At 32.3% G+C, this 22,103-nt stretch carries 20 protein-coding genes; 2 read left to right on the top strand and 18 right to left on the bottom strand.

Annotation, left to right across the window (positions count from 1 at the left end; translation table 11 throughout):
- Positions 1-78 precede the first annotated feature (78 nt).
- The 11 genes from ACREV6_RS12370 to ACREV6_RS12320 form a co-directional block, all read right to left on the bottom strand.
- Entirely contained in the window at positions 79-1,278 is a 1,200-nt protein-coding gene (locus tag ACREV6_RS12370; RefSeq protein ID WP_431578336.1) for a DUF3798 domain-containing protein, read from the bottom strand.
- Positions 1,279-1,937: 659 nt separating this feature from the next.
- Positions 1,938-3,305 carry an adenosylmethionine--8-amino-7-oxononanoate transaminase gene (gene bioA / locus ACREV6_RS12365; RefSeq protein ID WP_431578335.1) on the bottom strand — a complete coding sequence of 456 codons (1,368 nt, stop codon included), beginning with the start codon at positions 3,303-3,305 and terminating at the stop codon, positions 1,938-1,940.
- A 21-nt stretch (positions 3,306-3,326) separates the two neighbouring features.
- Positions 3,327-4,052 carry a dethiobiotin synthase gene (gene bioD, locus ACREV6_RS12360; protein WP_431578334.1) on the bottom strand — a complete coding sequence of 242 codons (726 nt, stop codon included), beginning with the start codon at positions 4,050-4,052 and terminating at the stop codon, positions 3,327-3,329.
- Complete coding sequence (bioB, locus tag ACREV6_RS12355; RefSeq protein ID WP_431578333.1) at positions 4,045-5,028, bottom strand: biotin synthase BioB; 984 nt, start codon at positions 5,026-5,028, stop codon at positions 4,045-4,047. Before bioB ends, bioD begins: the two co-directional genes overlap by 8 nt.
- 23 nt (positions 5,029-5,051) lie before the next feature.
- On the bottom strand, positions 5,052-5,606 hold the full coding sequence (locus ACREV6_RS12350; protein ID WP_431578332.1) for a biotin transporter BioY: 555 nt from the start codon (positions 5,604-5,606) through the stop codon (positions 5,052-5,054).
- Between the two features lie 250 nt (positions 5,607-5,856).
- Positions 5,857-7,191, bottom strand: coding sequence for a ferredoxin reductase family protein (locus ACREV6_RS12345; RefSeq protein WP_431578331.1), 1,335 nt, complete (start codon positions 7,189-7,191; stop codon positions 5,857-5,859).
- A gap of 181 nt (positions 7,192-7,372) precedes the next feature.
- The gene (locus ACREV6_RS12340; protein WP_431578330.1) at positions 7,373-8,173 is read right to left on the bottom strand and encodes a metalloprotease family protein; all 801 of its coding nucleotides are present in this window, start codon (positions 8,171-8,173) and stop codon (positions 7,373-7,375) included.
- Positions 8,174-8,326: 153 nt separating this feature from the next.
- Entirely contained in the window at positions 8,327-9,319 is a 993-nt protein-coding gene (locus ACREV6_RS12335; protein ID WP_431578329.1) for an NADH:flavin oxidoreductase, read from the bottom strand.
- 199 nt (positions 9,320-9,518) lie between these two features.
- On the bottom strand, positions 9,519-12,119 hold the full coding sequence (gene clpB / locus ACREV6_RS12330; RefSeq protein WP_431578328.1) for an ATP-dependent chaperone ClpB: 2,601 nt from the start codon (positions 12,117-12,119) through the stop codon (positions 9,519-9,521).
- A 587-nt stretch (positions 12,120-12,706) separates the two neighbouring features.
- Positions 12,707-13,009, bottom strand: coding sequence for a hypothetical protein (locus tag ACREV6_RS12325; RefSeq protein WP_124999787.1), 303 nt, complete (start codon positions 13,007-13,009; stop codon positions 12,707-12,709).
- 263 nt (positions 13,010-13,272) lie between these two features.
- The gene (locus tag ACREV6_RS12320; RefSeq protein ID WP_431578327.1) at positions 13,273-13,749 is read right to left on the bottom strand and encodes a YbaK/EbsC family protein; all 477 of its coding nucleotides are present in this window, start codon (positions 13,747-13,749) and stop codon (positions 13,273-13,275) included.
- A gap of 276 nt (positions 13,750-14,025) precedes the next feature.
- Between ACREV6_RS12320 and ACREV6_RS12315 the strand changes: the two genes are divergently transcribed.
- Both ACREV6_RS12315 and ACREV6_RS12310 read left to right on the top strand, forming a co-directional pair.
- A complete protein-coding gene (locus tag ACREV6_RS12315) occupies positions 14,026-14,376 on the top strand; it encodes a helix-turn-helix domain-containing protein (protein WP_431578326.1) in 351 nt (116 codons plus the stop codon).
- 33 nt (positions 14,377-14,409) lie between these two features.
- On the top strand, positions 14,410-15,918 hold the full coding sequence (locus ACREV6_RS12310) for a DUF1538 domain-containing protein (protein ID WP_431578325.1): 1,509 nt from the start codon (positions 14,410-14,412) through the stop codon (positions 15,916-15,918).
- A 78-nt stretch (positions 15,919-15,996) separates the two neighbouring features.
- Here ACREV6_RS12310 and ACREV6_RS12305 read toward each other — a convergent pair whose 3' ends face one another.
- The 7 genes from ACREV6_RS12305 to ACREV6_RS12275 form a co-directional block, all read right to left on the bottom strand.
- Positions 15,997-17,028, bottom strand: coding sequence for an aldose 1-epimerase (locus ACREV6_RS12305; protein WP_431578324.1), 1,032 nt, complete (start codon positions 17,026-17,028; stop codon positions 15,997-15,999).
- A gap of 41 nt (positions 17,029-17,069) precedes the next feature.
- Positions 17,070-17,636, bottom strand: coding sequence for an HD domain-containing protein (locus ACREV6_RS12300; RefSeq protein ID WP_431578323.1), 567 nt, complete (start codon positions 17,634-17,636; stop codon positions 17,070-17,072).
- 205 nt (positions 17,637-17,841) lie between these two features.
- Complete coding sequence (locus ACREV6_RS12295; protein ID WP_431578322.1) at positions 17,842-18,546, bottom strand: MIP/aquaporin family protein; 705 nt, start codon at positions 18,544-18,546, stop codon at positions 17,842-17,844.
- A 45-nt stretch (positions 18,547-18,591) separates the two neighbouring features.
- Positions 18,592-20,082 (bottom strand): glycerol kinase GlpK, encoded by a 1,491-nt coding sequence (glpK, locus tag ACREV6_RS12290; RefSeq protein WP_431578321.1) that lies wholly within the window; start codon positions 20,080-20,082, stop codon positions 18,592-18,594.
- Positions 20,083-20,442: 360 nt separating this feature from the next.
- Positions 20,443-21,003, bottom strand: a complete 561-nt coding sequence (locus ACREV6_RS12285; protein ID WP_431578320.1) for a rhomboid family intramembrane serine protease — start codon at positions 21,001-21,003, stop codon at positions 20,443-20,445.
- Positions 21,004-21,228: 225 nt separating this feature from the next.
- A complete protein-coding gene (locus tag ACREV6_RS12280; RefSeq protein WP_431578319.1) occupies positions 21,229-21,396 on the bottom strand; it encodes a hypothetical protein in 168 nt (55 codons plus the stop codon).
- A gap of 95 nt (positions 21,397-21,491) precedes the next feature.
- On the bottom strand, positions 21,492-22,076 hold the full coding sequence (locus ACREV6_RS12275) for a CDP-alcohol phosphatidyltransferase family protein (RefSeq protein ID WP_431578404.1): 585 nt from the start codon (positions 22,074-22,076) through the stop codon (positions 21,492-21,494).
- Positions 22,077-22,103: the final 27 nt, after the last annotated feature.

The raw sequence follows: 22,103 nt of genomic DNA, 5'->3' as shown, positions 1-22,103 counted from the left end.
ATTCACACTTATTTGGTTATAATAATACACTCTGGACAGTCAATAAGACCGCTTCCTAGTGTTCAATGATATTTTAGCTTATTTAATTTGCTTATACTTTTCCGGAACTTTTTCTTTACTGTTTCCTATATATCCTTTACCAAATACATAAGTGTCTTGATAAACCATTACGTGGTTCTTAATTTCTTTAGCACCAACTCGGTCTGTATACAAGGATCCATTCCACTCAGCTCCTGGTGTATATACACCAAATGCCTTTAGTACATCACTAAGAGAGTCTTTTTTCATTGTACCTTCTACCACATTCTTACCATATTCTACTAAACCTTCAGAAGCTGTGTAGCCATAGGAGAATGCCCATGTACCCATTCTTCCAGATCCACCTTTAGCAACTACAGTTTCTTCAACCTTTTTAAGGATTTCAGGCCAGTTTCCAGCTTGTGCTTTTAAATCTATGCCGAACGCACCAGGATATCCCATTACTGGTGAAGGAAGATCTGGCTCAACAAATATTGCACCTAATTCTGCAACACGTTTTAGAAGTGGTTCTGTTTGAGCATCGTTTGTGCAGAAAAACGCTGTATCTTTTCCATATTTTTCAACCCATGCAGGCATTTTTTCAAGAATAAATTGTTGTGCTCCTGGAATTCCAACGTCACTTGTTGGGTCTGGAGCTGTTTCAAATACGAATTTAACTCCTAAGTCTTTACAAGCTTGTTCCATAATATTTTTTCTAAGTGAAAGAAGTTCTATGCTCATATGTCTAGGGAAAGAAATGTGCACGAAAGTTTTTGCGCCCATCTTTTGCGCAGCTAGTATCATGAGATATCCACGGTTTACATTATCAGGATCCACAACTAAATCCGCAGCTTCTTCAATCATAGCAGTATCTTCTTGAGAAGAATTAGCTAATAGTAATATATCAGGTCTTTTTTCACGAATCTGTTTAAATGCTGCAACAGTACCTGGGACTGCTTGATTTACAACGATTACTTTCATGTCAGCATCATCTGCAAGACCAGTAATTGTTCCAATAGTAGTTTCTAATTCTTGCGTAAAATTATCTGGATAAGTAACATGCTTTATCATTCCTCCAGAAGCAGCATCGCCATACTTTTTAATCATTGCTTCAGCACCACGCAGATCATCCTCACCTTGTGATACCGTTCCAGTAACAATACCAATGTGCATCTTTTTAGTCTCAGTTTTTTTTGCACACCCTACCATGCCAAATGTTAGAATTAAACTTAAACCAATTGCTAATGATCTTTTCAACATCTAGAATCCCCCTTTTTATTTTTCAGAGCAAAGCTCATTTATAATACAAAAATTCTAAGTCTAATAGCTCCCCCTTAGAAGGAATTAGTTTTACAAAGAATTTAGCATTTAAGTTATAAATTATAATATTAAGCTAATTCAGGAGAAATTTAGTGCTCTTTATAGTGAATATTTTTTCATTAATTGTAAAAACGCTTTTCAGCAGATATTATGTTTATATTTTTCGTTTAATTGAAATTATACTATTTAAGTCATTCTATTGTTACAATATTTGTTATTTTTGTATTATTATTACTTGTAATAATACAAGGTTTAATATTCTTTGTCAAGATATAAATAAATTATGAACTTAGAACTATTTAAAAGCTGCGTATCCATGCCTATATGTCAAAAAATATATGAGCTTTTTAATTTTTATATTTTGACCTTCTAATAAGTATATGAAAGTCCACTGTTATAATATGCAAACTTTGCCTTTCATCACTTAAACAAAATCTTTAACTAACGAACGCTACAGTCATCAGAAAATTAATTGTTGATACATCTAATCCTTCTATAAATAAAAAAACACCCAACCACAAGGATTGAATGCTCTTTATTATGCTTACCCAACTATTTGATCTACTTACCGCAGTTCCCGCACCATATCTCCTGCCCTTTTAAACCATCGCCTGCGCAGCTGAAATGTCGTTAAAATATTCTTCTACACTTTCAAAGCAAGTATTTACCATAAATACTATTTCCTCTTCGTTAATAATGTATGGAGGAATAAAATATAGTACATTTCCTATAGGTCTAAGTACTAAACCTTTTTTAAGAGCAATTTTGTAAATCTCGTATCCTACTCTCATATCAAAAGGATAACTTTCCTTTGTCTTTTTATCTTTTACTATTTCTATAGCTGTTATCATACCTATACTTCTTACTTCGCCTACATGCTCTGAATCCGCTGCCTTTTCTAGTGTGCGCTTTTTTATAAGCCTACCTTTTTCTTTATTGTTTTCTATAATATTATCTTCTTCAAATATCTTTAGGTTTTCGAGTGCTATGGCGCATCCCATAGCATTACCTGCATAAGTATGGCTATGTATAAATGCTTTCCTTTCTTTATAGTCCCCATAGAAGCAATCATATATTTCATTCGTAGTCATAACTACGGACATAGGCATATATCCAGCAGAAATTCCTTTTGAAAGGCACATAAAATTTGAACTTATTCCAGCATGATTACAAGCAAACATCTCTCCAGTCCTACCAAAGCCCATGGCAATCTCATCTGCAATAAGGTGAGTGTCATATTTATCACAAAGCTGTCGAAGTTTTTTTAGATAAATTGGAGAATATATCTTCATTCCTGCAGCGCCTTGAACCATAGGTTCAACTATTACTGCGCTTATCTCATCATGATTTTCCATTAAACATTTTTTCATATTCTCAAAACACTCTGCATTGCAACTCTCTCTATTAAAACCGTATTTACACCTATAGCAATCTGGTCCTTCTACTCTTAAGGTATCCAAAAGGAGGGGCTTGTATACCATATTAAACTCATCTATATCACATACAGACAATGCACCTAATGTTTCTCCATGGTATGCATCACTTAGGGCTACGAACCGTTTCTTTTTAGTATTTCCCTTTTGCATATTATAATGAAAACTCATCTTTAAGGCTATTTCTACCGCCGAGGAACCATTATCAGAGAAAAACACCTTTGTAAGCTTTTCTGGTGTTATTTCTACAAGCTTTTCCGCCAGCTCTATAGCCGGTTTATTAGAGAAGTTTGCAAATATAACATGTTCAATACTGTCTATTTGTTTTTTTATAGCCTCATTGATTCTCTTATTACTATGTCCTAGAGTATTAGTCCACCAAGATGATATACAGTCTAAATATCTATTACCCTCAATATCATAAAGCCAAACTCCTTCACCTTTTTCAATAACAATAGGATTAAGCTCCTCATAGTCCTTCATTTGTGAACAAGGATGCCATATATATTTCAAATCCTTTTCTACATAATTCATATAAACACCTCCACTTTCATTTTATAATTTATCCATGCATTCCTCTATAGTCTTAATACTAAAGGTCACCTCTGCATTTATCCTTATAGCTTGTACCATATTATCCTCTAAATTTCCAATGTGCTTAAGCTTGCCTATGATTGGCACTTTAGTAAGTTTTTCTATCATCATAATATTATCATTGCAAATCACATTTTCTATATAATTGTTTATTATAATTCCTTTTATCCTAATCCCTAGAGATTCTATATATTTAACAGTTAGTACTGTATGATTAATTGTTCCTACCTCAGCTCTTGCCACAATAATAACGCTCATATTTAAATCCACAATAAGATTTTCAAGGGTATATAATCCTCTTTCATCATCTATCAATGGACATATTATTCCACCGCTACCCTCCGCAATTATATAATCATATTTTTTCTTTAAATAATCGTATTTTTCTCTTATTACCTCTATTTCAATAGGCTTGTTCTCAATTTTTGCGGCAAGATGAGGAGATACCGCGTTCTTATAAACATAAGGTGTTATATTAACATAGGCTTCTTCTAATTTGCTCACATCACAAGCAAGCTTAGTATCACCTGGAATAAGCTCATTGCCTACTTCAAGTGCCCCACTAAGTGCCGCCTTAAAATACGTAGCATTATAACCATTGCTCCTAAGTACATGAATAATCCCTGCAGTTACAACAGTTTTACCCACAGCAGTATCCGTTCCAACTATAAATACTCCCTTAGCCATTTTTTCTAACCTCCATCAATAAATCACTTATCATTTTCTTATCATCACATATTTTATTACCTGATGTCGTTAAATAGTTTCCTGTAATTGTAGCATTTGCCCCTGCATTAAAACAATTTTTACCAAACTCGTCTATGCGATTCCTTCCTCCAGCAAGCCTTATAAGCGCTTTAGGATTCACTAATCTAAATATTGAAATAGTTTTTAGTATTTCCTCCTGAGTTAAGCTTTCTGCATTTTCTAAAGGTGTTCCCACAATTGGATTTAATATATTTATAGGAATAGATTTAACACCTAAATCCTTTAAGGTCAAGGCTAACTTAATTCTATCCTCAAAGCTTTCCCCAAGACCAATAATCCCTCCTGAGCAGATATTCATTCCAGCCCTTGCTGCCGCATTTATAGTACCTAGCCTTTCATCATAACTATGAGTTGTACATACATTTCCATAGTACTCTCTGCTAGTTTCTAAGTTATGATGATACATTATTATGCCCTTGTCTCTTAGCTTTCTCAGTTGCTCATATCCAAGTATCCCAAGGGAAGCACATAAATCAATTTTTATTTCCTTATTTAACTCTTCATATATGTCTAATATGTTTTTAAAATCACTGCCAGTAGCTCCTCTGCCACTTGTCACTAAGGAAAATCTATTTACTCCCTCATTTTGATTTTCCCTTGCAAGATTTATTACATCTTCCTTTGAAACTAAACCATACTCTTCTACATTAGTCTTATAATGAGCAGATTGCGCACAGAACTTGCAGTCCTCAGTGCAGCTTCCTGATTTTGCATTCATTATGCTACAAAGGTCGACTTCCCTACCACAAAAATATTTTCGTACTCTATTCGCACTATTGCATAGTGATACTATATCTTCTTTTTCTTTCGCACCCGCTAATTTCATTGCCTCTTCAAAACTTATAACTTTACCTGCTAAAACCATTTTTTCTATGCTCTTAATAAACTCTTTCATATCATTCTCCTTTTCTATTGTTTTTATTTTATATATCCACTTTTTTTTAATACAGGTAATAATTTCATTGAAATATAGGCTGCAAATATTGTTAGTACCAAATCTCCAGCTATACAAACCACAAAGCCATAAAAAAATGCAAAATAAAAAGAAATGTTTTTTCCTAAGTATAAATTATAACTAATATATAAATATGCAACTCCAAATAAATATATAAAAAACAGACCAAAAAGCAGTGTAAATATAGTCTTAAAAAAAGTTAATTCCACAACATTCTCTCTTATTTTACCTATGACATAGGCCGCTACTATGAATCCAATAAGATACCCAAAAGTAGGTCTAAATATGTAGCTAATACCTCCCCCTTCAGTAAATACAGGCACCCCGCAAAGTCCAATGACCACATAAACTATTTGTGATAATGCACCTAATTTTGAACCTAAAATTATGCCAGCTAACGCACAAAACAAATATTGTAGGGTAAAAGGTACGTATGGTATTGGAACCTTAATAAAAGCTCCAATTGCTGTTAAAGCTGCAAACATAGCTACTAAAATTAATTTTCTTGTATTTTTCATAAATATTTCTCCTTAATAACATGGTATATACTATATAATAATGGAATCGCCTCCAATTGTAAACCATAAATTATTTTTAAGTTTACAATTGGAGGCTATTCGGTATTTTGAACTATGATTACAGTAATCTTACCTAAAGATAACTAATAGGTCACTCTACTGCACCTAAGGATGGCGTGGCATAAAATTTTTAACTATAAATAATTAAGAAAACACAGCCTAAAAAGGGCTGTGTTTTCTTAATTATTTATTAAATTGAAAATCTTTCAAAATGAATTCTATTAGGCTCAATATTATATGATTTTAAATCTGAAACAACCTTCTCCATCATAATTGGAGGTCCGCATAGGAAAAAGTCGTAATTAAGATCATTATTAAGTAATCTCTTAACTCTAGCACCATCAACATATCCTTGCTCTCCATTATAGTTTTTATCTGAAGACAGTACTGGTATAATCCTTAGATTTTTCATATTACCTGCTATTGAGTTTAGTTCTTCACTACAAATTAATTCACTAGTATTCCTAACGCCCCAAATTAAAATAACTTCTCTTTGTGTCTCTCTTATATTTAAATACCTTAACATGCTTAAATATGGTGTTATTCCAATCCCTCCAGCAATAAAGCAAATCTTATTAGATTTTGGTAAATCCAAATGTGTAAATCTTCCAAAACCACCATCAATATATGCCTTATCGCCAACCTTAGCTTTTACAAGGCTATTTGTAAAGTCGCCGAGTTGCTTAACTGTTACTGAGATATACTCCTCTTGCGTAGGGCTTGAAGATATAGTAAATGGATGCTCATCTTTTGGAATTTCACTATTATAAAGTTTAACATATAAAAATTGTCCTGGTTTATAATTGAGTATTTTATGATTTTTAGGTTTGAATTTCAAAGTAATTATGTTATCACATTCCACTATAATATCTGATATAGTATATTCCTTACTCTTTGCAATATTTCTTTTTAATACTTTATGGTAAAAATACAATGATAATGATATTACAAAATAAGATATAAGGTTTATTTCTAATGGAATATTCGTCTTTACAGAATTACTTAAGAGTATATGTACTAGTAAAACACAAACTCCCAGTACAGTAATATTGTGAACTGTAACAAGAAATTCATGTTTTAGTTTTAAAAATTTCTTTAATAAATTTCTTACATCATCCACTATTTTAACTTTTAAAAATAGCTTGTTAACCATTAATAAAATACCAATTACAATTAGTGCACCAAATATTATAAGAGTTGCACTTCCTAATGTGGTTTGAAAAGAATCACCAAAGTAACTTTCTTTAATTTGATTATGGATAAGTCCTAAAATAAATGCAACTAGGGGCATAACCATATGGAATCTATACATTTTATCCATGCCAAAGTTTTTTTCAATAAACTTTGGCCTAGCCATAATTATAAATTGATTTACAAAAAATACGTAGGAACATATTCCTAGTGATCCACCTAGTAAAAATATAAAATCATTATTGCCTTTTGATGCTTGGACTACATAGAAATATACAGGTAATACTGGTGCAAGAAAATACATTAAAAGCCAAAAGACTTTTTTTATTTTCATATAAACACTTCCTTATTTATATTAGTTTTAAAATTAAATTTTATTATACCATAAATTGCTATGGACGCCTAAGCTAAATGTTATTGCGGTGTATATATACAATGCTATTGCATTTAACATATGCAATACAATCTCCTTCACTTTTATTACAGCAAGTCAACTCCTGTGCTTTTATATTAAATTAACTCTTTATTATTGAAAGAAGTAAACTTACCAGGTAAGTTATACTCGAAAATATCAAGGATACTATGAGAAACCCTATTAGTATAATGTTGTATTTTAATATACTTTCAGCCATAAAAAATCTTGAAATCCCAAGGACATTAACAACTAATATTAAAGAGAATATTATAATTAATCCTTTAGATGCACCTTTAATATCCGCAGAGCTTAAAGAAATATGAGATGAAATACATATAGCTAAAAATAAGAATAGTATAAAGTACGGATTTGCAAAGTTATTCATTGAAAAAATTGTTTTTATTAAATCAATATAAGAATTTAGTATGACCTTTATTGTTTCCGGGCTTATACTAGTTATGTTTATATTATTTAAAGATATATTTATAAATTCGTTGTATGTCTTCGGAATCATTATGTACATTAATGCAATTATAACGGAAATTCCTCCAAATATAGGAGCAATTCCTATAAAAAAATTACCTGCTTGTTGATATACACTATTAGGATTATACGCATGACTTACATACCCAAGTACCCCCTTTTCATCTCTCCTTTGCAAAAGCACCACTTTTTTAATTTTGTGTCCAAAGAGAACACAAAAGATAGCATGGGACATTTCATGTATAGGAACCCCTATAACACCTGTAATAGCCACTGCCTTCCAGCCAAAACTCCTTTGAAAATTTCCCATCGAATGGTCCCTCAAAAATCCAAGAATAAATCCTACTAGAATTATCATTCCTGTCAAATATAAGGTATCAACTATTGTCTTTATTATTGTATTTATTAAGAAGTCCATCTAATCATCCTTTCAAATTTTGCTAAGTATTTATTTCTAATTTCACTAACTCACATGAAGTTATAAAATCATTTTAGATTCATAATATGAACGCCACCGACTTTTATAAATCGATGGCTTATTACTTTAAGTAATTCTATCTTTTCAAAATACTTATTTAAGCATTTCAATAGCATTTTTGGCCCACTTAGAGTCTTTGTATATAGCTCTGGCTACACCAATAAGATCAGCTTTTCCTTCTAAAAGAAGTTTTTCAGCTGCATGAGCCTGCGTAATTCCACCAGTGAGTATTACTGGAATGGACACAACTTCCTTAATAGCTTCAGTTAAGGGTGAAAAATATCCTTGACTAGTATTGCCGGTCACAGTATATCCACAAAACCCTCCAGAAATATCAAGAACATCTACTCCTGCCCTTTCAAATTCTAAGGCTGCAGCTTTACTATCTTCAATTGTACTTCCACCTTCCATATAATCAGAAGCTCCTAATCTAAGAAGAATTGGAAAATCATTACCAACAGCATCTTTTACTGCTTTAATAATTTCTAAATGAATTTTAATTCTTCCGAGTATTTCCCCACCATATTCATCATTTCGTTTATTAGAAAGCGGAGAAAAAAATTGATTTAGAAGATATCCATGAGCAGAATGAATCTCTACCCCATCAAACCCAGCTGCTTTTGTACGCTTTGCCGCCTTCGCAAATTCTTCGATTATAATTTTAATTTCACTTTTAGTAAGTTCCTTTGGAACACTACCTGTGCGAGGATTCGCTATAGCTGAAGGTCCCACAGACTCATATCCTGTGACATCTATTTTTGCTGCACTTCCAGCATGATTAATTTGCATTACTGTTTTAGACCCATTTTTGTGAATAATATTTGCCAGTTTTTTTAGGTCCTCCAAAACATTATCCTCTGCTATAGAAAGCATCCTTTCACTAGCCTTTCCCTTTTGCGCTATAAAGCTATGTTCTATAATAATCAATGAAATATATCCACCCTGTGATTTTTCATCATAATAATCTAATATATCTTTACTGACCCTTCCATCCTTTTCAGCTTTTGAAGTAGCCATGGGCGGCATAACCAATCTATTGTTAAAAGTTAACTTACATTGTTCAAGCGGTTTAAGCAAATATGACATTTTTTAATCTCCTCTTTCAAAATAATTTTTATTTTATCTAGACGCATGTCCAGCCCTATTATGTTAAATAACTGTTTGGTTGTCAATTATTATTAATATCTGCAAAGGGATAAAACAAAACATAACCTAATACAAAAAATCGAGGACTAAATTGCATCTCTACAACCTAGTTCTCAATTTTTGCTGAAACTAAACACAATTATTGAATCTTTTCTATTATAATTTGCTGCTCTTTTGCATCTACCCCAATGATAGAGCCCTCACTAATATCTCCCCTGATAATCTTCTTAGCTATAGATGTTTCTAAGACATTTTCAATATATCTCTTTAGTGGACGTGCACCATAAATTGGATCATAGCCTTCCGCTGCCATAAGCTCTTTAGCACTATCAGTCACTTTCATTGATATATTTTTGTCTTTAAGCCTGTTTTTAATTTCTTGAAGGAATATATCTACTATACCTTTTATTTCTTTTGTATCTAGTGGTTTAAATAGTATAATATCATCCAATCTATTTAAAAATTCCGGTTTAAATTTTGACTTAAGTTCGCTCATAACTCTATCACGAATATATTGCTCTAAACCTCCACTTTCTTTGTTTTCCAAGAGATAATTACTTCCAATATTTGAAGTCATAATTATTATGCAGTTTTTAAAATTAACAATCTTACCTTGATTATCTGTAAGCCTTCCATCGTCTAGTATCTGGAGGAAAATGTTAAACACATCTTCATGTGCCTTTTCTATTTCATCAAATAAAATAACACTATAAGGTTTTCGCCTAACCGCTTCTGTAAGTTGACCACCCTCTTCATAACCTACATAACCTGGTGGAGCTCCTATAAGTCTTGATACAGAATATTTTTCCATATATTCTGACATGTCTATTCTTATTATACTTTCTTTGCTATCAAATAGTGTTCTAGCTAAGGTTTTTGCAAGTTCAGTTTTTCCAACACCGGTTGGTCCAAGGAATATAAATGAACCAATAGGTCTTCTTGGGTCCTTCATGCCTGCTCTTGCGCGGATAACCGCATTTGAAACCGCAGTTACCGCATCCTTTTGCCCAATTACTCTTTCTGATAACACTTCTTCAAGCCTTAGGAGTTTTTTTCTTTCTCCTTCTACTAGATTTGCTACAGGTATCCCAGTCCATTTTGATACTATTTGTGAAATTTCACTTTCTGTTACCTCTTCTTTAAGCATAGCTGTTTCATTGTTTTCATGTATACCTTCTTCTTTTTCTTTTATCTGAGCTTCTAATTTTGGAATTACTCCATATTTAAGCTCTGCTACTCTGCTTAAATCATATTCTCTTTCTGATTTTTCTATATCCCCGCGAGAGGCATCTAGCTCTGCTTTTAAATTTCTAATTTCAACTATCTTAGATTTTTCTTTTTCATATTTTGCTGTCATTTCATTATCTTTGTCTTTTAAATTACTTAATTCTTTCTCCAAGACCTCCAGCCTTTTCTTTGAAGCCTCATCTTTTTCTTTTGATAGTGCATTCTTTTCAATTTCTAGTTGAAATATTTTACGTTTAGTCATGTCCATCTCGGTAGGCATACTATCTATTTCAGTCCTAATCATAGCACAAGCTTCATCTATAAGATCTATTGCCTTATCTGGGAGAAACCTTGCAGTTATATATCTATCCGAAAGTTTTGCTGCAGCTACTATTGCTGAATCATGAATTCGTATCCCATGATATATTTCAAACTTTTCTTTGAGACCTCTAAGTATAGATACCGCATCTTCAACAGTTGGCTCCTCAACAGTTACTGGTTGAAACCTTCGCTCTAATGCCTTATCTTTTTCTAGGTATTTTCTATATTCATCAAAAGTAGTCGCACCAATACAATGAAGACTTCCTCTGGCAAGCAGTGGCTTTATCATGTTTCCTGCATCCATAGAACCCTCTGATTTTCCTGCTCCCACTATATTATGAATTTCATCTATAAATAAAATTATTTTACCTTCACTATTTTCTACCTCTTTAAGCACTGCTTTAAGTCTTTCTTCAAACTCACCTTTAAATTTTGCCCCTGCAATAAGAGCTCCCATATCTAAAGAAAATACTATTTTATTTTTAAGACCTTCTGGTACATCGCCCTTTACAATCCTTTGGGCAAGTCCTTCCACTATAGCAGTTTTACCTACTCCAGGCTCTCCTATAAGTACAGGATTATTTTTAGTCCTTCTAGATAGTATCCTTATAACCCGCCTAATTTCTTCATCACGTCCTATGACAGGATCTAATTTATGCTTTTTAGCTTGCTCCACAAGGTTTGAACCATATTTTACTAGAGCCTCATAAGTACCTTCTGGATCAGGATTCTCCACTCTTTGATTTCCGCGAACGGTTGAAAGTGCATTCAAAAATTCTTCTTTAGTTATATTAAATTTCTTTAAAATATCTCCTATTTCTTTAGTTTTTACATCCATAAGCCCAAGCATTACATGTTCCACACTTATAAACGAATCTTTGAATTTTTTAGCTTCATCTTCTGCACGAACAAAAACTTCTTCAAACCTTCTAGTAGCATAAACAGATGCAGTATCTGCACCACTTCCTGTAACTCTAGGCATTCGGTTTACTTCTTTGTTAATATCCTCATTAAGCTGCCTTATATTCACTCCCATTTTACTGAATATGTTAGGAATGAGCCCATCCTCTTGAGCAATAAGTGCTGCAAATAAATGTATTGTATCTATTTGCTGATGATTATTTTTTACTGCTATTAATTGAGCCTCATTTAATGATTGTTGAACCTTTACCGTTAGCTTTTCTACATCCATAAAATAACCCTCCCTTTTGTTAAAATATTTATACTATTATTATATCACTAACTAATCTATTAATGCTAGATGCTATCACCGCTACTCCTTAGCCTGGACACGCAATATTTAGTGATTTTATGTAAAAACAACAATAAAAAGCACTTACCTAAGTAAATGCTTTTTATTGTTATTTTTTAGGTTTTCTTGCTTTTACCGTCACTGTGGGAAGCTCTACAGTACTTTTTTCAACTACCTTCTTCTTTTTTTTCAACTTGTTTGGATTTTTATCCCCCATTTAGTTTCACCCCTTATCTCTTATCCATTTTTAGGGATATATATAAATTATGGATATATTTGTGTTAATCGCCTATCAAAAAAGCCACTTCATAAAAAAGCGACCTTTAATAGTTCTATTAACTTATTTTTTTAACACTTCATGGTAATGAGTGCCAATTATTCCACTATATCACATAATTACTACTATGTCTAGCTTAACTGCCAATTGCTATTAACTTTAGTTTAACTAATTGGAATACTCAGAATAATCTCCTTACAATAATAATAGCCAAATTTTATTTATGTACATTTATAATTGTTTTTGTATATTATTTAAGCATTGCCTGTGCTATTTGTATAAGTTGCTCTTTGCTTAATGCTTCAAGATACCTTTGACGTTCCGTAAATGTGCACTCTTCTAAAAGCCTTTTTTCTTTACTGGTTTTTATATAAATACCAGAAAGTGTTGAATCTTGACTACTGCAATCCATGTAATGCCTTTTCCAAATATTATAATATTTTGTTGCAATAATCTCACTGTAACCTTTCTCCATTAGTTTCATAATACCTGTTTTTCTATCTTGTTTTTCACAGCATTCACAAAGCTTATATATTTCTTCCAGCTTAATCATTTTTCTTTCCCCTCTTCCTTACCTGCAAGGAACCATAAAAATAAGGTTTCCTGTTTATTTTATCCATCTATACAGAATTTCTAAGTTTATTATTAATTTCTCCCAAAAGTAAAAAGGCCCAGAACATAAATCTGAAACCTTATTTTTCCAATTGAGAACCTAAAAGAGTTTTATCTCTTAATATTATTATTGTTTATTTACACATGTCTACAGTTTACATTATAGCATATATTTCACTTAAATATAAGAGGGCTAATTCTATATTATTTATCTTCCCAACCTTTACCAACATCTATCCACTTTTTATTTTGTGAATATTTATGGAGTTCCTCACAGGTAAGTTTAATAGCTGAGTTGCTACTTCCACAAGCAGGATAAACGGTAACAAATCGCTTAAGAGATTCATCTAAAAATACAGGTATGTCATTTTCTAAACCAAAGGGGCATACTCCGCCTACTGCATGTCCTGTATATTCAAGGGTTTCATCTGGGGTTAACATCTTTGCTTTAAAACCAAATTCATCCTTGAATTTTCTATTATCTGTTTTTGTATCACCTGCTGTAACTATTAGCATAGCTCCTTCTCCATTTTTAAAACAAATAGTCTTAGCAATTCTTGCAGGTTCTACACCTACCGCCTCTGCTGCGAGTTCAACCGTAGCACTGGATGTTACAAACTCTAAAATATCTTTGTCCTTGCCCCATTTTTTAAAATACTCCTGAACACTATCTATAGCCATAATTTATCATCCTTTCACTTTATTGCGTGGTTTTAAATTCAACCTATATTACTCTTTAATCATATTATAGTCTATATTCATTAATATTACTGGACAATTAGCTATAATCACTCTTTACACCTTTCAATAAACCAAATATAACAAGCATTTAAGTATTTGTTTTCTTAATTTTTCCATATAATCTGTAACCTATTGGAACCAAATTATATCAGTATTGTTGCCTTAAGGTTCCAATTATGTTATACTGTAAACATATATTATATAAATGGAGGTATTATGGTGAGCGATATTGGAAATTTTATTCTTGAGCATCGAACTGCAAGAAATTTATCTACTCGTAAACTAGCTGCACTGGCAGACATAAGTCATACAGAAATCCATCGACTTGAAAATGGAGAAAGAAAGAATCCATCACCACTGGTATTAAAATGCATAGCTAACGCGCTAGATTTGCCCTATGAAGATATTATGAGAGCTGCGGGTTATATGGATATTGCCTCTCCTTCTTCCGCTACTACTACACGCCTTTCTGGTATTAATGATTTAACAGACCAAGAGATAGAAGAAGTAAATAATTTTATTGAATTTTTACATAACAAACGAAATAAGCAAAACTCTAAATTTTAGTTTTTAAACTCTATGAATGGACGTGATATATATTTGAATATCCTTATTAAAAAATTTAAAGAAGTGTTATTTTCCGTACTCCCTATTACTTTAATAGTACTACTATTGAATTTTACAATCATTCCTCTTGAAACACATCTAATACTTAGATTTCTATTAGGTACTATTTTTATAGTATTTGGATTATCTATATTTTTATTTGGTGTAGATATTGGAGTTACTCCCATAGGTACACTAATGGGAAACTCTCTTGCTAAAACCAATAAAATAATGGTCTTGTGTATTTCCGGATTAATACTTGGTTTTTTTATTACAATTGCTGAACCTGATTTGCATATTCTTGCTGGTCAAGTTAGTGCTGTTACATCAGGGGTAATAACTAAACTTTCGATTTTAGTTATTGTCTCCATAGGAATTGCGATTATGTTATCTGTAGGTTTATTACGAATAGTTTATAATAAATCATTATATAAAATGTTAGCTATAATATATTTGGTTGTTTTTGTACTATCTTTATTCACATCTTCCGAATTTTTAGCAATATCATTCGATGCCTCTGGTGCTACTACCGGCGCAATGACCGTTCCATTTATATTAGCTCTTGCCTTAGGAGTATCTTCGTTGAAAAAAGATGGAATAGCCTCTGAAGAAGATAGTTTTGGTCTAGTAGCCATCGCATCTACAGGCGCTATTTTATCCGTTATTATTATGAGCATTATATCAACCTCTGATAAAGTTACTGGTTCCCTAACAAATAGTGCTTTAGACTCAACCTCTATTATAAATCCATTTATTGAAATATTACCAACCAAGATAGTTGAAGTTTTTTTCACTTTACTTCCATTACTATTATTGTTTTTTATATTCAATAAAATATCATTTAAGCTTTCAAAAAAATCATTTTCAAAGATATTAAAAGGTCTTTTATATTCTTATATTGGATTAGTCTTATTTTTAACAGGAGTAAATGCTGGTTTTATAGAAATTGGAAGGGTAGTAGGATACAGTGTTGCTTCCTTAAATAGTAATTGGATTCTTATCCTTGTTGGTTTTGTACTTGGGTTAGTAGTAATATTAGCCGAGCCAGCTGTTCATGTACTCACTAATCAAATAGAAGCTGTAACCCATGGACATATAAAAAAGAATATAGTAATTTTAACTCTTTCTATAGGAGTTGCCTTTGCAGTAGCATTATCAATGCTAAGAATAATTATACCTGAAATCCAATTGTGGCATTTTCTTTTACCAGGATACACGATTTCAGTTATTATGTCATACTTTGTACCGAAGCTATTCGTAGGAATAGCATTTGACTCTGGAGGTGTTGCTTCTGGACCAATGACAGCCACTTTCATTTTAGCTTTTGCACAAGGCGCTGCTGACTCCATTGAAGGAGCCAACGTATTAATTGATGGGTTTGGTATAATTGCCATGGTGGCTTTAACTCCATTAATTGCTTTGCAAATTTTAGGTTTAATCTTTAAAATCAAAGCTAAAAAAGCAAGTACAAATGCAAAACAATCAAAAATCAAGACCAATTAGCACATAAATCACCCTTTGCTATGATTTTGCTTGAATTTAAAAATGCACAGATAATATCTGTGCATTTTTAAATTTAACTTATAAGTCCTCTATATATATCATGCATTCCGCGCTCCAAGTCTCATTAGGGCGTAAGGTTTTAAATCCAGTTACACTATCTTCCAAATTAATGTTTGGAGCATTTATTGCACAAGTTTGAGGCTCTACACAAACATAATTACTGCCCCCCAAATCATTCCAGATAACCATATGCTTGTAATCATTACCCATTTCATAAATTAGTCTTATTCCTTTAGAAGTATCCTCAATTATCGCCCCGTGGAATTCTTTCCCATTTATATTAATGTTTTTCATTATATAATGAGATTCTAGTTCCTTCTCTAGTGGGTTTATACCCTTATTTACATATTGCTTCTCGTCTTCAGTTAGGTTTAAAATTTTTCCTGTAGGTAAGTTTCGAGTATCTTGTTCCCATCTCTTATCTAATGATGCTATTAGTCTATAATCTTTCTCCACACTTTCTGGGTGAAAAGGTATGTTAAAAGCTGTGTGAAATCCTATTCCCATTGGCATTTTCTCATTACTTAAATTAATAATACTTGTTGTTTGTTTTAACCCACTACTGGAAAGATTATAAACTAATTTAAATTGAAACGCGTGAGGAAAGTACTTATAAAATTCATGCTCTTCATTAAAATCAAAAACGGCCTCTATTTCTACTTTTTCTCCTTCAATAATTTCACTTCTAGCTATTTCCCATTTTTCATTTTTAATAAAACCATGGATATAATTATTAAGTTTAGGCTCATTTATTGGAAATTTATATACTTTGTCTTCCCTTTTAAATGTACCATCTTCTATTCTATTTGGTGGGAACAATACTGGCAAACCGTAAACTTGAGGCGCTGCCTTAAAGACTTCAAAATCTAAATTATTCATAGGAGTTCTAAGTAAGCTTAAGCCTCTTATAGAGTCCTTTAATTCTATGATATTAGCTCCAACATCTGTTATCATTAATGCTTCGTAACCACCTGCTGAAAAACGTATGGATTTATAACCTTTCCATAGTTCTTCTTTTATTGTTGCAACTTCATTTTTCTTATTTACCATAATTGTTAATCCCCCAGTCTAATACAGGTGTATTTATGACTTTACAAACCAAGCTTATCAGAAATCTTCAACATGGCATTTAAAGAAAGTTCTGCAAATTCTTCAAAGGGAATTCCTAAATTCACAATGGAGTACATGGCTTCTCTATTAGCACTAGCAGCAAATCTTGTGTCTTTCATTCTTTTTACTATGGATTTCACTTTTACATTTGAAAGTTTTTTATCTGGATAGGCAAGAGCAATAGCCGTAATAAATCCAGTTATAGGGTCGCCAGCATAAGCCGCTGCATCCATTTTGCTTACTATTTTTGTTCCATTTAACTGGTTATGTGCACATATCGAATGGTATATGCGTTCATTTCCAAAGCCTTCTGTTTTTAATATCTCTACTGCAGTGGGGCCATGTAATTCTGGATTTTTAAGCCAATCTATAGTTGTTTCATCTAAGTCATGCAATAAACCAGTTATCCCCCACTCTTTTTCATTTTCAGGTTCTAATTTTTCAGCTAAAGCCCTCATTACAGCTTCAACAGCATAACAATGAAGGACTAATTTATCATTCTTCAAATGTTTAAGTAAAAGTTCTTCTGCCTTATCTCTGTCACTCATGTTTATCATCCTTTCTTCTATGATTTTTTAGTACATTATATCACTAAATTTACCGTTTTTCATTGTTTATACTATATTCTTCTTATTTTAAAAAGAGAGCCTTAATTTAAGGTACACTTATACCTCAAATTAAGGCTCTTTTAAACTCTGCCTCGTATTCCCTATCTAACTATCTTTTGTTTATTTTATGCTAAATTACTATTATTTAAAATATAGCTGCAAATGCCAATGCTGCTACTATACCTCCACAAATTGGAGCTACTACTGGTATCCAAGCATATTTCCAATCCGAATCTCCCTTACCTGCTATAGGTAAAATAGCATGCGCTATACGTGGTCCTAAATCTCTTGCAGGATTAATTGCATAACCAGTGGTTCCCCCTAATGAAAGGCCTATAACTAAAATAAGAAGAGCTACTACGAGTGGTGCAAAACCATCTGCCATCTTTGTATTACCTACTCCTAAAATACCAAATACTAATATAAATGTCCCAATAAATTCAGATATAAAGTTTGCTGGCGTGTTACGAATTGCTGGTGCTGTACAAAATACTGCAAGTTTTAGCCCCTTGTCTTGAGTTGCTACCCAGTGTGGCAAATAATGTAACCAAACTAGCGTTGCTCCGAGTATCGCTCCAATCATCTGTGCAATGATATACATTGGAACATCTACCCATGCAAATTTTCCAATTGCAGCTAATCCTAAAGTAACAGCTGGATTGAAATGGCCTCCACTTATTGGTCCAAAAATATAAACAGATATACCAACAGCTAAAGCCCATCCCCATACAATAACGATGTGTCCTGAATTTTGAGCTTTACTTTTGCTTAATAAAACACCTGCTACAACTCCATCTCCTAAAAGAATCAAAAGTGCAGTACCTAGAAGTTCTGCCATAAAATGCGACATTATATATACCCCCTATTCATATTTTTTAGTATTTACTATTTCTCACTATTCAATATTTCCAACTGATCTCTTAACAGCTGTATGCCAACCCTTTAGTAATTCCGACCTCTTTTCTACTGTCATATCTGGAGTAAATGTTCTTGATATAGCCCAGTTTTCTGCTACCTCTTCTTTATTCTTCCAATATCCTACTGCAAGTCCTGCAAGGTAAGCTGCACCAAGTGCTGTAGTTTCAATAACTTCTGGTCTATCTACTTGAACGCCTAAAATGTCAGATTGGAACTGCATTAAGAAATTGTTTGCGCAAGCTCCACCATCTACTTTTAACGCTTTAAGTGTAATTCCAGAATCTTCTTGCATTGCTTTTAAAACATCATTTGTTTGGTATGCAAGAGCTTCGAGAGTCGCTCTTATCAAATGTTCTTTCTTTGCCCCTCTTGTAATACCTACTATTGTTCCTCTTGCATAAGGATCCCAATATGGTGCGCCAAGTCCAACAAAAGCAGGAACTACATATACTCCATTTGTATCTTCTACTGCCTTAGCATATTCTTCAGAATCAGCAGCATTGTTAATCATCTTGAGCTCATCTCTTAACCATTGTATTGCAGCTCCTGCTATGAATACACTGCCTTCAAGTGCATATTCTACTTTGCCATCTATTCCCCAAGCAATAGTAGTAAGTAATCCCTTTGTGGATTCAATTGCTTTTTCTCCTGTATTCATAAGCATAAAGCATCCTGTACCATAAGTGTTTTTAGCTGTTCCTGGTGCATAACAAGTTTGTCCAAATAATGCCGCTTGTTGATCTCCAGCAGCTCCTGCAATAGGAATTTCTCCTCCAAATATAGAGCTATCTGTATGCCCATATACACAACTTGAAGGTTTAACTTCTGGAAGCATTGATTTTGGTATGTTCAATGTTTCTAAAATTTCTTCATCCCATGTAAGTTCATGAATGTTAAAAAGTAATGTTCTTGAAGCATTAGAATAGTCTGTTACATAGGTTTTTCCTTTTGTTAAATTCCAAATTAGCCATGTATCTATGTTACCAAATAATAAATTGCCTGCCTGGGCTTCTGCTCTAGCTCCCTCTACATTGTCTAATATCCATTTTACTTTTGTTCCAGAAAAATAAGCATCTAAAATAAGTCCTGTTTTAGCTCTAACAACTTTATCAAAGCCTTTTTCTCTTAATTCATCACAAGTACCAGCGGTTCTTCTGCATTGCCATACAATTGCGTTATATACTGGAATTCCCGTTCGCCTGTCCCAAACCACAGTTGTTTCTCTTTGATTTGTAATACCTATTGCTGCTATGTCAGATGCCGTAGCATTGATTTTGGCCATTGCTTCTGTTGCAACACTAATTTGACTCCTCAAAATTTCCATTGGATCATGTTCTACCCAACCTGCTTTTGGATAAATCTGAGTAAATTCCTTTTGAGCGGATGTTACGATAAGTCCTTTTTTATCAAATAATATACATCTTGAACTGGTTGTCCCCTGATCTAGAGCCATTACATACTTAGCCATTAACAACACCCCTTTTTTAAATTAGTCCCTTAAATCGTTTACATTGTATATATAAAGCCGCATAAAAATAAAGCATAACACTTTATAATAATGCGGCTCATTTTCTCTGCCATTTACTATATATCACTGTATTTAGTTGTATATTATTGGAATCTTCTCATATTATTTTATAATTGCTCTATCTTCGCCATGCACTTTTCTCCACCTGTTCATACATTTAACTTTACAATATTTATATGTATGAAATAATTCCATTATTCTTATTTACTTAAAATTTATTTTAGACAAAACTTTTTCAACAAAAAAAAATAGCAAAACCTTATTACAAGGTTTGCTATCATATCTGTATATATTTTCTTATTATTTGATCTTAAAAGCAAATAGAGCCCCACAACATCCACCAATAATATGTGCAAGTTGAGAGATATTATCTTGAGCAAAAGCACCTCCAAAAATTTCCCTTCCAACGAATACAAAAAACACAATTATTAAAGTAAGTGGAATTTTCCCCTTTTCAGCATTTGTAAAGGAGCTTAGAATAATAAACATATAAACAATACCACTGGCACCCAAAAGAGCATTACCAGAGAAAATTATATGTATTATGCCAGTAACGAAAGCTGTTACTAATATTAACCTTACTAAAACTTTTGAACCATATTTTTCTTCTAGCATAGGCCCTGTTATTAAGATTATTATGAAATTCCCTGAAAAATGAGCCCAATTAGCATGACCTAATATATAAGAAAAAAGTCTTACGTATTGAAGTGGATCCAAAAAAGAGGTTCTATAATTTGAAAAAAGAAAGGAAGTCAAAGTACCATTTGTTAAATAACCTAGCAAATAGCTAGCAAGAGCTAAAAAAGTAAAAGTTAATATCACTGGTGAATTGTATTGTATTTTCTTTAATTTTGTAATCATTATATTTTCCCCCATTTGAATTCATAATAAAACAGTAATTTAAATTACTCTTTTATTATGAATATAATATTTAAATAAGTCAATAAGTAAGCTAAGTCATTGTTACATAGTATTTCCAATTTTGCATGTATTCTTAATACAATTAATACCCTAGAAGCTCAAACTCTCCTAGGGTATTTTATACGTAAATTTATTTTGCTATATCTATAAAATATAAATTAATCACTAATCATTTATATAATCCGAAATATTTAAATTATATTTCTTTGCCAATTTAAGAAGGTCCGTCTCACTTGTACTCTCTACAGTCACAACTGGTGACTTAATTCCTAATGTACCTATTTTATCCAATAAATCTTTTTTTAATTTTTTATAATCTATTTTATTCACCATCCTTCCCATTTACCTTTATTATTAATAATATTCAATTACCTTAAATAATATATTCTATACTAAATGTTCAATTCCTTTATTTTTCGACAAATATTTCACTTGAAAATTCTTCTAGCCTCCATCAACCTTTGAAGTGCAGTTACTGCAATTAATATTGAGAATATGCTCGTTATTAGTTGGAGATGCGTTGGTATCAAAATCATTAGAGTAAAAAATATAAATCCTTCTGTTCTCTCTGCCACTCCCGCTTGGTAATAGAAAGATTTACTTCCCTTATTTCGAGAAAGTGCACCTACTGTTAAAAAAATAGTCATGGATAATATTATTGCAGCTGTTAAAAATAATAACTGCATCCTAGACTGTGGCTCTTTCAAGGCCATTGCTAAAATAACTCCCAGTTCAACTAACCTATCAAAAGTTATATCCATAAGTGTTCCCCAAGGGGTTGAATTATTACTAATTCTTGCCATTTCACCATCTACAGCATCAAACAAACCTGAAACCCATAAGAGTGTCACTGCAATTAAAGGTTTATCCGCGTATATAAATACAAAAGGTAATAATCCTATTATAAACCCCATAATAGTTATGTTGTTAGGTGTCATATTTAAATTTAAAAATATATTAGCTACAGCTTTAAGAAGTGGGCTTATATATTTTCTACCATGAGTGTCTATCATCTTTATCAAACCTTTCTAGTCTATAAA

The organism is Clostridium sp., from assembly GCF_050717515.1.
Taxonomy (GTDB): Bacteria; Bacillota; Clostridia; order Clostridiales; family Clostridiaceae; genus Clostridium_AD.
The sequence above is the reverse complement of the archived record's forward strand: the minus strand, read 5'-3'. Positions and strand labels throughout refer to the sequence as shown.

Coding starts and splice junctions, on each gene's coding strand:
- ACREV6_RS12335 (WP_431578329.1), bottom strand. CDS start 9,319: ATGTCATATTTGCTTAAACCGCTTGAACAATGTAAGTTAACTTTTAAC.
- ACREV6_RS12280 (WP_431578319.1), bottom strand. CDS start 21,396: ATGGTGAATAAAATAGATTATAAAAAATTAAAAAAAGATTTATTGGAT.
- ACREV6_RS12350 (WP_431578332.1), bottom strand. CDS start 5,606: ATGAAAAATACAAGAAAATTAATTTTAGTAGCTATGTTTGCAGCTTTA.
- ACREV6_RS12325 (WP_124999787.1), bottom strand. CDS start 13,009: ATGATTAAGCTGGAAGAAATATATAAGCTTTGTGAATGCTGTGAAAAA.
- ACREV6_RS12275 (WP_431578404.1), bottom strand. CDS start 22,076: ATGATAGACACTCATGGTAGAAAATATATAAGCCCACTTCTTAAAGCT.
- ACREV6_RS12340 (WP_431578330.1), bottom strand. CDS start 8,173: ATGGACTTCTTAATAAATACAATAATAAAGACAATAGTTGATACCTTA.
- bioA (WP_431578335.1), bottom strand. CDS start 3,305: ATGAATTATGTAGAAAAGGATTTGAAATATATATGGCATCCTTGTTCA.
- ACREV6_RS12345 (WP_431578331.1), bottom strand. CDS start 7,191: ATGAAAATAAAAAAAGTCTTTTGGCTTTTAATGTATTTTCTTGCACCA.
- ACREV6_RS12370 (WP_431578336.1), bottom strand. CDS start 1,278: ATGTTGAAAAGATCATTAGCAATTGGTTTAAGTTTAATTCTAACATTT.
- glpK (WP_431578321.1), bottom strand. CDS start 20,082: ATGGCTAAGTATGTAATGGCTCTAGATCAGGGGACAACCAGTTCAAGA.
- ACREV6_RS12300 (WP_431578323.1), bottom strand. CDS start 17,636: ATGAGTGACAGAGATAAGGCAGAAGAACTTTTACTTAAACATTTGAAG.
- ACREV6_RS12320 (WP_431578327.1), bottom strand. CDS start 13,749: ATGGCTATAGATAGTGTTCAGGAGTATTTTAAAAAATGGGGCAAGGAC.
- ACREV6_RS12315 (WP_431578326.1), top strand. CDS start 14,026: ATGGTGAGCGATATTGGAAATTTTATTCTTGAGCATCGAACTGCAAGA.
- ACREV6_RS12305 (WP_431578324.1), bottom strand. CDS start 17,028: ATGGTAAATAAGAAAAATGAAGTTGCAACAATAAAAGAAGAACTATGG.
- bioD (WP_431578334.1), bottom strand. CDS start 4,052: ATGGCTAAGGGAGTATTTATAGTTGGAACGGATACTGCTGTGGGTAAA.
- ACREV6_RS12295 (WP_431578322.1), bottom strand. CDS start 18,546: ATGTCGCATTTTATGGCAGAACTTCTAGGTACTGCACTTTTGATTCTT.
- bioB (WP_431578333.1), bottom strand. CDS start 5,028: ATGAAAGAGTTTATTAAGAGCATAGAAAAAATGGTTTTAGCAGGTAAA.
- clpB (WP_431578328.1), bottom strand. CDS start 12,119: ATGGATGTAGAAAAGCTAACGGTAAAGGTTCAACAATCATTAAATGAG.
- ACREV6_RS12285 (WP_431578320.1), bottom strand. CDS start 21,003: ATGATTACAAAATTAAAGAAAATACAATACAATTCACCAGTGATATTA.